The sequence below is a fragment of the Streptomyces sp. MS06 genome (assembly GCF_047200655.1).
Taxonomy (GTDB): Bacteria; Actinomycetota; Actinomycetes; order Streptomycetales; family Streptomycetaceae; genus Streptomyces.
Map to the genome: position 1 here is coordinate 187,311 of NZ_JBJZOJ010000003.1, position 12,771 is coordinate 200,081.

Consider the following 12,771-nt stretch of genomic DNA (forward strand, 5'->3'; position numbering starts at 1 on the left):
AGGGCACCGTTGGCCGCACAGGAGAACCGCACCCAGGCCCGCCGCGGCACCCCGCTGAGCGCCGCCGAGGTGCTGAGCGCCGCGGTCGACCTGGCCGACGAGGCCGGCGTCGGCGCGTTGACCATGCGCAAGCTCGCCGAGCGGCTCGGTGTGGAGGCGATGTCGCTCTACCACCACGTGCCCGGCAAGGAGGCGATCCTGGACGGCATGGTCGACGCGGTCTTCGGCGAGGTCGACGTGCCGCCGGACGACCTGGGCTGGAAGGCCGCGATGCGGCGGCGTTCGGTGTCCCTGCGGGATGCGCTCACCCGCCACCCCTGGGCGATCGGACTGATGGAGTCCCGGTCCGACCCGGGCCCCGCCACGCTCCGCCACCACGACGCGGTCCTCGGCAGCCTGCGGTCGGGAGGCTTCTCCGTCGCGGGCGCGGCGCACGCCTTCTCGCTGCTGGACAGCTACGTCTACGGCTTCGCCCTGCAGGAGGCCGGTCTTCCCTTCGAGACCGCCGGCGACGATCTGGAGGAGCTGGCCCGCGGGATCGTCGACCGGGCGGCCCCCGGGGACTTCCCGCACTTCACCGAGATGGTCGTGGGGCACGTCCTGCGGCCCGGATACGCCTACGCCGACGAGTTCGGCATCGGTCTCGACCTCATCCTCGACGGCCTGGAGCTGCGGCGCGGCCGACCGGGCTGGTCGGACGACTGAAGGTCCCGCTCCGCGGGCGTCCGCCCCCGCCCGTTCGGCCCGGGGCGGACGCCCGCGGGGGCCGGTCCGGAGCCGCCAGGGACAAGAGCCGCCAGGGACAAGAGGCGTCGGAGACAGCACGCGTCAGGGACGTGGCGTCACGGATACGCGGGGGAGAGTGCCGCGGTGCTGATGCGGCGCGGGGCGCCGGTGCCGTCCGCCGGGACGCGGTACAGGTCGGCGCCGAAGTCGCCGGGCAGCGCGTACACCACGGTGCGGGCGTCCGCCCAGGCGGCCTGGTCGTCGACGCTGCGCGGCTCGGCGAGCGGGGTCTCGCGCATCGTGCGCAGATCGAGCACGTACAGGCGCCAGGGGGCGTCCTTCGGCAGGCCCGGCACGCGCTTCTTGAACGCGATGCGGGTGCCGTCGGGGGACAGTGACGGGCACTCGACGTTGCCGCGCAGCGTGGTGAGCGTGTGCGCCCGCAGGTCTCCGCGGACCAGGTAGGTCCGCCCCCCGGTGGCCATGGTCGCGTAGAAAGTGCGGTCGTCGTCGGCGAAGGTGACGCCCCAGAAGTTGACGTCCGAGGAGCGGTACTCCCGGCCGTCCTTCACGATCCGGAAGGACTCCAGGGACGGGATCAGCGTCCCGGTCCGCGTGTCGACGACCGCCGCCCGGGTGGAGAAGTCGGTGCCCGCGTAGGAGTCGCCGCCGACGAACGCCGTCCAGGCGGCCAGGTGGCCGGTGGGCGACACGCGGGCGCGGGAGGGGATGCCGGGTACGTCGTACCGCCGCGTCACGTGCAACCGCGCGTCCAGCAGCACCGCGCGATAGGTGTCCGAGAGCGGGCCGTGCACCGCCTGCAGGCACACGCCGGTGCCCGCGGCCGCGTGGAAGCGCAGGCACTTGACGTGTGAGGCGGTGCGCGGGCCCGAGGGGTCGGAGGCGGGGACCGAGACCAGCTCGTCGCGGTGCGGACCCCACGCCATGTTGCGGAACACCATCCTGCCCGGCTCGGTCAGGACCACCGCGCCGGACGTGATCTCGGGACCGTCCGGCCGCGCCCGGTCGCGGCGCTCGGCGCGCGCCGAGGCGTGCAGCACCGACGCCAGTGCGACGGCGGCCAGGACGAGCAGGGCCGACGCCAGGACCAGGAGGCGGGTGCGGAGCGTGGCCGTCACGAGGCGGTCTCCCGGGCCGGACGCAGGGAGACGGTGCACCAGGCCGCGCACACCGCCAGTGCCGCCGTCGACGCGAGCAGCGCCGTGCGGTCGCCCCACAGCGTCCAGGCCGCGCCGAACGCCAGCGAGCAGGCGAACCGGGCCAGGGCGTGGCCGGTCTGCACCACCGCCAGTCCGGAGGAGCGCAGCGCCGCGGGCACACGGCGCGAGGCCGCCGCCATCAGGACGCCGTCGGTCGCCGCGTAGAAGGTGCCGTGCAGGAGCAGTACCGCGTACGGCAGTGCGGTGCCGTGCCAGGAGGTGAGCAGCAGCAGGTAGGCCGCGAACAGGGCGCCGTGCCCGGCGAGGAACATCCGCCGCCGGCCGATCCGGTCCGCCAGCCGGCCCAGTGGCACGGCGAGCAGCAGGAACGCCGCCGCCGTGCCCAGCGGCAGCAGCGCGAACCAGCGGTCGGGGACACCGAGCCGGCGCTGCAGCAGCAGGTACACGAAGGAGTCGCTGACCGTCGCCAGTCCCAGCAGCACCGCGCAGACGGTGATCCGGCGCAGGTCGCGGTCGGCCAGCAGCCCGACGGCCGCTCGCAGCGTGGCGTGATCGGCGGCCGGCCCGCCGGTGCGAACGGCACTGCCGGTGCCACCCGTACGGCCGATCCTGCCGCTGCCGCTGCCGCTGCCGCTGCCGCTGCCGCCGGCGGAGCTGCCGGACGGTACGAACAGCAGCAGTACCAGCACCCCGGTGGCGGCCACGCAGAAACTCACCGTGAACACCGCGTCGTAGCCGTCCACGGTGACCCGCAGGATCCAGAACGCGGCGAGCGGGCCGAGCAGCGCGCCCGCCGTGTCCATCGCGCGGTGCACCCCGAAGGCGCGGCCGCGGGTCTCCGGCGGGCCGGACAGCGAGATCAGCGCGTCGCGCGGGGCGGTGCGCAGGCCCTTTCCGGTGCGGTCGGCGGCCAGCACCAGGCCGATCGGGGTCAGCGTGTGGGCGAGGAGCAGCAGCGGTTTGCACAGGGCCGACAGGCCGTAGCCGAGCACCGCCACCCGCTTGTGCCGGCCGCCGCCCCGGTCGGCGAGGTGCCCGCCGGCCAGCCGGACCAGTGCCGAGAAGCCGTTGTAGACGCCGTCCAGCAGGCCGAAGCCCAGCGGGGACAGGCCGAGTCCCGCCACCAGGTACAGCGGCATCACCGCCGTCACCATCTCCGAGGACACGTCGGTGATCAGGCTGACGGTGCCGAGCGCGAGGACGGTGGGCCCGACCGCGGCGAGGCGCCGCCCGGCGGGGGACCGGACGGCGCCGTCCGCGGACGCGGGCGCGCCGGGGGTGCCGGCACGGCTGTCCGCGACGTACATCTCAGGACGCCCAGATGCCGGTGATGTCCTGGGCGGAGGCCGCGTTGCCCGCGTGGCTGCCCAGCCCCTGCATGTCCTCCAGGGTGCGCAGCAGGTCGTAGTGGTCGTACGTGGTCGAGGTGGAGGAGCCCGCGGCCACCGGCTCGCCGTAGAGCACGGTCGGGATGCGGTTGCCGCTGAGCCGGTTGTCCTCGTCGAAGGTGACGACGAGCAGGCTGTTGTGGGTGCGGGCCCAGGTCGCGTAGGCGCCCAGGTTGTTCTTCAGCCACCGGTCGCCGGTCTTCACCGAGCAGTCGTGCATGTCGTTGCACAGGTCGGGGATGACGAAGGAGACGTCCGGCAGGGTGCCGAAGTCGCTCGGGAACTGGTCGAAGGTCTTGCCGGTGGAGGTCGGCACGTTGCTGAAGCCGAACCACGGGTTGTGCTTGCGGGCGTACCGTCCGCTGCTGCACGTGGTCGAACCCTGGCCGGGCAGGCCCTCGTTGTAGCTGGCCCAGCTGCGGCCCGCGGCGATCAGCTCGGAGGCGAGGTTGGGGGCCGAGGAGAAGCCGGGGGTGAAGCAGCTGTCGTCGGTGATGCCCTGGGTGGAGCCGGAGAACATGGCGAAGTAGTTCGGCTGGCTCGGGTGGGTCTCGGCGTGCGACTGCGTCAGGTTGGCGCCGCCGGACTTCAGCGAGTTGATGTAGGGGGCGCGGGAGGAGCCGATCACCTGGCTGTAGGCGTGGTTCTCGAACACGACGACGATCACGTGGTCCGGGGTGGGAACCCCGGTCGCGGCCTGGGCGGCGGAGCCGTCGAGTCCGCTCCACAGGCCGACGGCCGCGCCGGCCAGGGCGAGTGCGGATGCCAGGGCGGTGCGGCCGCGGCGGAGCACCGAGGTGCCGGACCTGCGGTGCACCGAGGTGCCGGACTCGCGGTGCGCCGAGGTGCCGGAACTGCCGGAACTGCCGGACACATCTACCTCCGGGAGGGGGGAACGGGCAGGGCTGGAGGAGCGTGTAGAGCATGCACACGCCAAGAATCGAAGGTTCGGCCGTACCCGCCCCGGCGGATGAAGACCGGGTGAACGGCAGCCCCCGGCCCCGGCCGCCGCGGCCCCCGGACCCGCGCGCCGACCGCGGTCGGCCGGGGCGCCGCCGGGCCCCCGCGGGTTACCCTCAACCCCGTACGACCTTGATCCGAGGGAGGCGGGGCATGACGGCGCCGGGACGCAGGAGCAGTACCTTCACGCGGCTGCTGCGGCACGGTTTCACCGCCCCGTCCGCCGCCGAGCGGCTGCTGGACAGCGTCGAGCTGGCGCCGGTCCGCGACGACCCGGTGCTGCTGGAGGCACTCGGCGCCACCGCCGACCCCGACCTCGCCCTGCACGGCCTGGTACGGCTGCTGGAGGCGCAGCCCGACACCACCGCCCACCGCGAACTGCTCGACACGGTGACCGCGGCCAAGCCGCTGCGCGACCGGCTGCTCGGCGTGCTGGGCGCCTCCACCGCGCTCGCCGACCACCTGGCCCGGCACCCGCAGGACTGGCAGGCCCTGGTCACCTACGAGCCGCAGGACCTGCACCCCGGCATCGCCGAGTTCGAACACGGCCTCGCCGAGGCCGTCGACCCCGTCTCCCTGCGCGTGGCCTACCGGCGCTGCCTGCTGTCCATCGCCGCCCGCGACGTCTGCGGCACCACGGACGTCGCCCAGTGCGCCGCCGAACTCGCCGACCTGGCCACCGCCACCCTGCGCGCCGCCCTCGCGCTCGCCCGCACCGCCGCGCCGGAGGACGCGGCGCTGTGCCGGCTCGCCGTGATCGCGATGGGCAAGTGCGGCGGACACGAGCTCAACTACGTCTCCGACGTCGACGTCGTCTTCGTCGGTGAGGCCGTCGAGGGCGCCGACGAGGACAAGGCGCTGCGCGCCGCCACCCGCCTCGCCTCGCACATGATGCGGATCTGCTCGGAGACGACGGTGGAGGGCTCCATCTGGCCCGTCGACGCCAACCTGCGCCCCGAGGGCAGGAACGGCCCGCTGGTGCGCACGCTGAGCAGCCACCTCGCCTACTACCAGCGCTGGGCCAAGACCTGGGAGTTCCAGGCACTGCTCAAGGCCCGCCCGGTGGCCGGCGACCCGGAACTGGGCGAGGAGTACGTCGACGCCGTCGAACCCCTGGTCTGGGCCGCCGCCGGACGCGAGAACTTCGTCACCGACGTGCAGAGCATGCGCCGCCGCGTGGTCGAGAACATCCCCGCCGCCGAGGTCGAACGCGAACTGAAGCTCGGCCCGGGCGGTCTGCGGGACGTGGAGTTCGCGGTGCAGATGCTGCAACTGGTGCACGGCCGGGCGGACACCTCGCTGCGCAGCGGCACCACCCTCGACGCACTGCACGCGCTGGCGGCCGGCGGCTACGTGGGCCGCGCCGACGGCGCCCAGCTCGACGAGGCCTACCGCTTCCTGCGCTCCATGGAGCACCGCATCCAGCTCTTCCGGCTGCGCCGCACCCATCTCGTCCCCGAGGACGACGCCGACCTGCGCCGCATCGGCCGCTCCCTCGGCCTGCGCGCCGACCCGGTCGCCGAGCTGACCCGGGACTGGAAGCGGCACACCGGCGTCGTCCGCCGCCTGCACGAGAAGCTGTTCTACCGTCCGCTGCTGGACGCGGTCGCCCAGCTCCCCACCGGCGAGGCCCGGCTGAGCCCGGCGGCGGCCCGCGCGCGGCTCGTCGCCCTCGGCTACGCCGATCCCGCGGCCGCCCTGCGCCACCTGGAGGCCCTCGCCTCCGGTGTCACCCGGAAGGCCGCCATCCAGCGCACCCTGCTGCCCGTACTGCTGGGCTGGTTCGCCGACTCCGCCGACCCGGACGCCGGACTGCTGAACTTCCGCAAGGTGTCGGACGCGCTCGGCAAGACCCCCTGGTACCTGCGCCTGCTGCGGGACGAGGGCGCGGCCGCCGAGAACCTGGCCCGCGTGCTGTCCGCCGGCCGGCTCGCCCCCGACCTGCTGCTGCGCGCCCCGGAGGCGGTGGCGCTGCTCGGCGACGGCGCCGGACTCGCGCCCCGCGGCCGGGCCCACCTGGAACAGGAGGTCCTCGCCGCGGTCGGCCGCGCCGACGACGCGGCGCAGGCGGTCACCGCCGCCCGCGGAGTCCGCCGCCGCGAGCTGTTCCGCACCGCCGCCGCCGACATCATCGACTCCTACGGCACCGAGACCCGGCCCGCCGAGGCCGACCAGGGCGCGCTGGTGGACCGGGTCGGCGCCGCGGTGTCCGACCTGACCGCGGCGACCCTCGCGGGCACCCTGCGCGCGGTGGTCCGCGGCGGCTGGGGGGACGAGCTGCCCACCCGGTTCGCCGTCATCGGCATGGGCCGCTTCGGCGGGCACGAACTGGGCTACGGCTCCGACGCGGACGTGCTGTTCGTGCACGAGCCGCGCGACGGCGTCGACGAGCGGGAGGCCGCCGAGGCGGCGAACCGGGTCGTGTCCGAGATGCGGCGGCTGCTGCAGATCCCCAGTTCCGACCCGCCCCTGCTGATCGACGCCGACCTCCGCCCGGAGGGCAGGACCGGTCCCCTCGTGCGCACCCTGAAGTCGTACCGGGCGTACTACCGGCGCTGGTCGCTGATCTGGGAGTCGCACGCGCTGCTGCGGGCCGAGCCGGTCGCCGGCGACGAGGACCTGGGCCGCCGCTTCATCGAGATGGTCGACCCGCTGCGCTACCGCCCCGGCGGCCTGGACGAGGAGGCCGTGCGCGAGATCCGGCGGCTGAAGGCCCGCATGGAGTCCGAGCGGCTGCCGCGCGGCGCCGACCCGAAGCTGCACGCCAAGCTCGGGCCCGGCGGGCTGTCCGACGTGGAGTGGACGGTGCAGCTCCTGCAGTTGCGGCACGCCGCCCAGGTGCCCGGACTGCGGACGACCCGCACCCGCGAGGCCCTGGTCGCCGCCCGCGAGGCCGGACTCGTCGACGCCGACGACGCCGCCACGCTGGACGAGGCGTGGGTGCTGGCGACCCGCGTGCGCAACGCGGTCATGCTGGTCCGCGGGCGCGCGGGCGACACCTTCCCCGCCGACGCCCGGGAACTGGGCGCCGTCGGCCGCTACCTGGGCCACAGCCTCGGTCACGTGGGCGACATGCTGGACGCCTACCGGCGCACCGCCCGGCTGGCCCGCGCCGTGGTCGAGCGGCTGTTCTACGGGGCGGAGGAGCAGTAGCGGCCGGCCGGAGCCTCCGGCGCGCCGCTGCCGCTGCCTCGCCGCCGCCTGTGGCCGCCGCCGCACCTGCGGCCTCTGCGGCACCCCGGTGTTCCCGCGCGGCCCGTCCCGGAGCCGTGGAAACCTCTCACGCCCCGGTCCGCCGGAGCACCGGGGGAGGCACCCGGCGACCCGGGGAGACCGCCGTGCCCGGTCGTACCCCGGCAGCCGCCCACCCGCCCGAGGGGGTGCCCGCCCGCCGGCCCGCAGGACTGCCGGCGCACCCGCCCGCGCGGGTGCCCGCGCACCGCACCGGGCGGACATGTGCGCGGCCCGGGCGGCTACGCCCGGTCCGGCAGCGGCGCCCCGCGCCGTGCCGGGGGCGGCACCCGCCGCGGCATCGAGTAGGGCAGTCTGCCGTACCAGAGCCAGGACACCGCGAAGCCGAACGCCAGGCACAGGACGCCGCCCACCGCGTCGAGCCAGAAGTGGTTGGCGGTGGCGACGATCACCACGAGGGTTACCGCCGGGTAGACCAGGCCGAGTACGCGCACCCAGTTCACGCGGGCCAGCGCGAAGATGGTCAGCCCGCACCACAGGGACCAGCCGATGTGCATGGACGGCATCGCGGCGTACTGGTTCGACACGCTCTTGAGGTTGCCGGACGCCATCGACCCCCAGGTCCCGTGGATCATCACGGTGTCCACGAAGTGCCCGCCGGGCATCAACCGGGGTGGCGCGAGCGGATACAGGTAGTAACCGGCGAGGGCCACCACCGTGGTCGCGAACAGCACCAGCCGGGCCGCCGCGTAGCGCCCCGGATGGCTGCGGTAGAGCCACACCAGGACACCGATCGTCATCACGAAGTGGAGGGTGGCGTAGTAGTAGTTCATGGCCACGACCAGCCAGGACACCGAGTTGACGGCGTGGTTCACGGACTGCTCGACGGCCAGTCCCAGCCGGTGCTCGGCCCGCCAGATCCAGTCGGCGTTGTGCAGGGCCTGTGCCCGCTGCTCCGGGACCGCGTTGCGGATGAGCGAGTACGTCCAGTAACTCACCCCGATGAGCAGTACCTCGAACCACAGCCGGGGCCGGCGCGGGGTACGCCACCGCTGCCTCGGTACGTGTCCGCCCCGGACCGCAACAGGGCCCCGAACGGGCTCCTCGCGGCCCTCAGGTGTCGTCGCGGTCGTCTCACCCATGAGCACAGAGTCTGTCAGAAAAGCCGTGTTCCTCCGATCATCCTCTGGTCGGAACCGGTTCGCACGTTCTGCGCCCGTTGTACCGGGGCCGGCTACCGCAGGAATACGAGACGGTACGGAGCGCACCGAACCGGCCCGCGTGCCGGGGGACGGGACCGGAGCGCCACGGGCGCCCGGGAGGCCGGCGCGGAGGCGGACGTCCCGGGGTGCCCCGGAGCGCGGCAGCGGGCAGCGGCTCCGGGGCGCGCCCGTCTCAGGGGCGGGTGCGGTCGCCCGGGGCCGAGGCGGTGGAACCGCGCACCACGAGCTCCGGCATGAAGACGAACTCGCTGTGCGGCGCGGGCGTCCCGCCTATCTCCTCCAGCAGCGTGCGCACCGCGGCCTGCCCCATCGCCGGGACCGGCTTGCGGATGGTCGTCAGGGGCGGGTCGGTGAAGGCGATCAGCGGGGAGTCGTCGAAGCCGACCACCGACACGTCGCGCGGCACCTCCAGGCCGCGCTGGCGGGCCGCCCGTATCGCGCCCAGCGCCATCATGTCGCTGGCGCAGACCACGGCCGTGCAGCCGCGGTCGATCAGCGCCGTCGCGGCGGCCTGGCCGCCCTCCAGGGTGTAGAGGGAGTGCTGGATCAGCTCGGTCTCGATCGTCTCCGGCGCCAGGCCCAACTGGTCCTGCACGGCGCGCACGAAACCGTCGATCTTGCGCTGGACCGGCACGAACCGCTTCGGCCCCAGCGCCAGCCCGATCCGGGTGTGGCCGAGGGAGGCGAGGTGGGTGACCGCCAGCGTCATGGCGGCGCGGTCGTCGGGCGAGATGAACGGCGCCTGCACCTTCGGTGAGAAGCCGTCCACCAGCACGAACGGCACGTCCCGCGCACGCAGCTGCTCGTAGCGCTGCATGTCCGCGTTGGTGTCCGCGTGCAGTCCGGAGACGTAGATGATGCCGGCCACGCCCCGGTCGACGAGCATCTCCGTCAGCTCGTCCTCCGTGGAGCCCCCCGGGGTCTGGGTGGCCAGCACGGGGGTGTAGCCCTGCCGCGTCAGCGCCTGCCCGATGACCTGCGCCAGGGCCGGGAAGATGGGGTTCTCCAGCTCAGGGGTGATCAGGCCGACCAGGCCCGCGCTGCGCTGGCGGAGCCGCACGGGGCGCTCGTAGCCGAGCACGTCGAGGGCGGCCAGCACCGACTGGCGGGTGGTGGCGGCGACGCCCGGCTTCCCGTTGAGGACCCGGCTGACGGTCGCTTCGCTCACCCCCGCTTGCGCGGCGATATCGGCAAGCCGTGTGGTCACAGCAATGGACTGTACCGGTCTGACCTCGCCCTGCACACCAATGGGACGCCGTTGGCGGACCGTTCTGCGGCCCCCGGCGCGCTGCTGCGTCATCGCGTTCCCTCGTGAATCTGTCGGGCGTCCGGTCCGCAACGGATGATGACCGCGCGGAAAACCGATGGCAAGAGCTTGCAGAGTCTTGCACAAGCCTGCCCCCTGCTGCCCCGTTCCCGCAAACAGCGGGTCATGCGGCGTCATCGAGCGGTCTCGCGGCGGTCGACGACAGGTCACGCCCGGATAACTTCGGAGATGTCTTGCACTTTTTTTCTGCAAGGTCTTTCGCGCTGATTGCATCGCTGTTACGTTCCCTGTCGCCCGGCGGCGTTCCCCACTCTCGGCTCCGACCGAGAGGGAGGGCCCCCACTCGACGCGGTCGGCAAGTCGGCAGGACGGCGAACGGGACCGCCCCCTGCACCACACGGGCTTCACCCTCAAGGAGATCTCATGCGGCGTGGCATAGCGGCCACCGCGCTGGTGGCGTCCGTCGCCCTCGCGGCGACGGCCTGCGGCGGAAGCGGCGACAGCAGCGACAGCGGCGGCAAGGCCGACGGTCCGGTCACCATCACGTGGTGGGACACGTCCAACGCCACGAACGAGGCGCCGACGTACCAGGCCCTGATCAAGGACTTCGAGGCCGCCAACAAGGGCATCAAGGTCAAGTACGTCAACGTCCAGTTCGACCAGGCGCAGAACAAGTTCGACACCGCCGCCGGCTCCAAGGGCGCCCCCGACGTGCTGCGCTCCGAGGTCGGCTGGACGCCCGCCTTCGCCAAGAAGGGCTACTTCCTGCCGCTGGACGGCACCGAGGCCCTGGCCGACAAGGACAAGTTCCAGCCCAACCTGATCACCCAGGCCCAGTACGAGGGCAAGACCTACGGCGTGCCGCTGGTCACCGACACCCTGGCCCTGGTCTACAACAAGGCGCTGTTCCAGAAGGCCGGCATCACCGAGGCCCCCAAGACCTGGGACGAGCTGAAGGCCGACGCCGCCACCGTCAAGGACAAGACCGGCGTCGACGGCTACTGGGGCTCCACCCAGGCGTACTTCGCGCAGCCGTTCCTGTACGGCGCGGGCACCGACACCGTCGACGCCTCCGCCAAGAAGATCACCATCGACTCGGCCGCCGCCAAGAAGGGCTACGGCACCTGGCTGAGCCTGTTCGACGGCAAGGGCCTGCACAAGGCGGACACCACCGCCGACGCCTACGCCCACATCGAGGACGCCTTCGTCAACGGCAAGGTCGCCGCGATCATCCAGGGCCCCTGGGAGATCACCAACATCTACAAGGGCTCGGCCTTCCAGGACAAGAACAACCTGGGCATCGCCACCGTCCCGGCCGGCTCCGCCGGCAAGGCCGGCGCCCCGACCGGCGGCCACAACCTGGCGGTGTACGCCGGCTCGGACTCCGCCCACCAGAAGGCCGCGCTGAAGTTCGTCCACTTCATGACCTCCGCGAAGTCGCAGGAGACCATCGCGCTGAAGAACTCCACGCTGCCCACCCGTGACGACGCCTACACCGCCGAGGTCAAGGCCGACCCGGGCATCGCCGGCTACCAGGGCGTCCTGCCCGCCGCCCAGCCGCGCCCGGCGCTGCCGGAGTACAGCTCCCTGTGGGGTCCGCTCGACACCGAGCTGCCCAAGATCGCCGGTGGCAAGGAGTCCCTGGACAAGGGCCTGAGCAACGCCGAGCTGGCCATCCAGAAGCTGGTGCCGGACTTCAGCAAGTGAGCCCGAGTGGCCGCCGGGCCGTCCCGTCCCCGCGGGGCGGGGGCCCGGCGGCCACCGGCCGTGTGCCGTACCCCTTCATCCGCTGATCCTCAGGACCTCACGAAGGTTGTCGAACCATGACAGTCGCCATCGACCGCGCGACGGGCAAGCGCCGCGGTGACCGCGCCCCACGGCCAGGGCCGGGGCAGCGCCTGAAGCAGAGCTTCCAGAAGCACTGGTACGCGTACGCGATGATCGCGCCGGTGGTCGTCGTGCTCGGCGTCCTCGTGCTGTATCCGCTGGTGTACGGCCTCTACCTCACCCTCACCGACGCCGACAGCCTCAACACGGCCCGCACCATCGGCGCCAACCACATCGACGCCACCTACAAGTTCGTCGGGCTCGACAACTACAAGGACATCCTGTTCGGCCCGACGTCCTACGACCGCTTCTGGTCGCACTTCGTCTGGACGATCGCGTGGACCGCGGGCTGCGTGGCCCTGCACTACGGCATCGGCCTCGGCCTCGCCCTGCTGCTCAACCAGAAGCTGCGCGGCCGCACCCTGTACCGCCTGGTGCTGATCGTGCCCTGGGCCGTGCCCACCTTCGTGACCGTCTTCGGCTGGCGGATCATGCTCTCCGACGGCGGCGTCGTCAACTCCCTGCTGCACTCGCTGCACCTGCCCTCGCCCGCCTGGCTGGAGGACACCTTCTGGCAGCGCTTCTCCGCGATCATGGTCAACACCTGGTGCGGGGTGCCGTTCATGATGGTCTCCCTGCTCGGCGGACTGCAGTCGATCGACTCCACCCTCTACGAGGCCGCCGAGATGGACGGCGCCACCGCCTGGCAGCGGTTCCGCTACGTCACCCTTCCCGGACTGCGCACGGTCAGCTCGACCGTCGTGCTCCTCGGTATCATCTGGACCTTCAACCAGTTCGCCGTGATCTTCCTGCTGTTCGGCAAGAACTCCGCGCCGGACGCCCAGATCCTCGTCACCTGGGCCTACTACCTCGGCTTCGGACAGCAGCCGCGCGACTTCGCGCAGTCCGCGGCCTACGGCATCCTCCTGCTGGCCATCCTGATCGTCTTCACCTCCTTCTACCGCCGCTGGCTGAACCGCAACGAGCAGCAGCTCGCGATCTGAGGC

Annotated in this window: 9 protein-coding genes; 4 read left to right on the forward strand and 5 right to left on the reverse strand. The window is 72.9% G+C overall.

Going from position 1 to position 12,771, the window contains the following annotated elements:
• The first annotated feature begins 9 nt into the window (after positions 1-9).
• A complete protein-coding gene (locus ACL02U_RS02910; protein ID WP_412788978.1) occupies positions 10-705 on the forward strand; it encodes a TetR/AcrR family transcriptional regulator in 696 nt (231 codons plus the stop codon).
• Positions 706-842: 137 nt separating this feature from the next.
• Here the strand turns inward: ACL02U_RS02910 and ACL02U_RS02915 are convergent, their stop codons facing one another.
• The 3 genes from ACL02U_RS02915 to ACL02U_RS02925 are packed head-to-tail and all read right to left on the reverse strand — an operon-like array spanning position 843 to position 4,088.
• Positions 843-1,865: a TolB family protein gene (locus ACL02U_RS02915; RefSeq protein WP_412788979.1), complete on the reverse strand. Its 1,023-nt coding sequence runs from the start codon at positions 1,863-1,865 to the stop codon at positions 843-845.
• Complete coding sequence (locus tag ACL02U_RS02920; RefSeq protein WP_412788980.1) at positions 1,862-3,214, reverse strand: MFS transporter; 1,353 nt, start codon at positions 3,212-3,214, stop codon at positions 1,862-1,864. Before ACL02U_RS02920 ends, ACL02U_RS02915 begins: the two co-directional genes overlap by 4 nt.
• Position 3,215: 1 nt before the next feature.
• Positions 3,216-4,088 carry an alkaline phosphatase family protein gene (locus ACL02U_RS02925; protein ID WP_412789003.1) on the reverse strand — a complete coding sequence of 291 codons (873 nt, stop codon included), beginning with the start codon at positions 4,086-4,088 and terminating at the stop codon, positions 3,216-3,218.
• A gap of 320 nt (positions 4,089-4,408) precedes the next feature.
• Here ACL02U_RS02925 and ACL02U_RS02930 point away from each other — a divergent pair, with 320 nt between their 5' ends.
• Complete coding sequence (locus ACL02U_RS02930) at positions 4,409-7,408, forward strand: bifunctional [glutamine synthetase] adenylyltransferase/[glutamine synthetase]-adenylyl-L-tyrosine phosphorylase (protein ID WP_412788981.1); 3,000 nt, start codon at positions 4,409-4,411, stop codon at positions 7,406-7,408.
• A 320-nt stretch (positions 7,409-7,728) separates the two neighbouring features.
• Here ACL02U_RS02930 and ACL02U_RS02935 read toward each other — a convergent pair whose 3' ends face one another.
• Both ACL02U_RS02935 and ACL02U_RS02940 read right to left on the reverse strand, forming a co-directional pair.
• Positions 7,729-8,589, reverse strand: a complete 861-nt coding sequence (locus ACL02U_RS02935; protein ID WP_412788982.1) for a phosphatase PAP2 family protein — start codon at positions 8,587-8,589, stop codon at positions 7,729-7,731.
• A 253-nt stretch (positions 8,590-8,842) separates the two neighbouring features.
• Positions 8,843-9,877: a LacI family DNA-binding transcriptional regulator gene (locus ACL02U_RS02940; RefSeq protein ID WP_412788983.1), complete on the reverse strand. Its 1,035-nt coding sequence runs from the start codon at positions 9,875-9,877 to the stop codon at positions 8,843-8,845.
• Positions 9,878-10,360: 483 nt separating this feature from the next.
• Between ACL02U_RS02940 and ACL02U_RS02945 the strand changes: the two genes are divergently transcribed.
• Together ACL02U_RS02945 and ACL02U_RS02950 are read left to right on the forward strand one after the other, a co-directional pair.
• The gene (locus ACL02U_RS02945) at positions 10,361-11,644 is read left to right on the forward strand and encodes an extracellular solute-binding protein (RefSeq protein WP_412788984.1); all 1,284 of its coding nucleotides are present in this window, start codon (positions 10,361-10,363) and stop codon (positions 11,642-11,644) included.
• A 116-nt stretch (positions 11,645-11,760) separates the two neighbouring features.
• Positions 11,761-12,768 carry a carbohydrate ABC transporter permease gene (locus ACL02U_RS02950; protein ID WP_412788985.1) on the forward strand — a complete coding sequence of 336 codons (1,008 nt, stop codon included), beginning with the start codon at positions 11,761-11,763 and terminating at the stop codon, positions 12,766-12,768.
• Positions 12,769-12,771 lie beyond the last annotated feature (3 nt).

Bases quoted from the DNA above. Each gene is read 5' to 3' on its own strand.
- ACL02U_RS02935 (WP_412788982.1), bottom strand. From the start codon at position 8,589: ATGGGTGAGACGACCGCGACGACACCTGAGGGCCGCGAGGAGCCCGTT.
- ACL02U_RS02930 (WP_412788981.1), top strand. From the start codon at position 4,409: ATGACGGCGCCGGGACGCAGGAGCAGTACCTTCACGCGGCTGCTGCGG.
- ACL02U_RS02950 (WP_412788985.1), top strand. From the start codon at position 11,761: ATGACAGTCGCCATCGACCGCGCGACGGGCAAGCGCCGCGGTGACCGC.
- ACL02U_RS02920 (WP_412788980.1), bottom strand. From the start codon at position 3,214: ATGTACGTCGCGGACAGCCGTGCCGGCACCCCCGGCGCGCCCGCGTCC.
- ACL02U_RS02945 (WP_412788984.1), top strand. From the start codon at position 10,361: ATGCGGCGTGGCATAGCGGCCACCGCGCTGGTGGCGTCCGTCGCCCTC.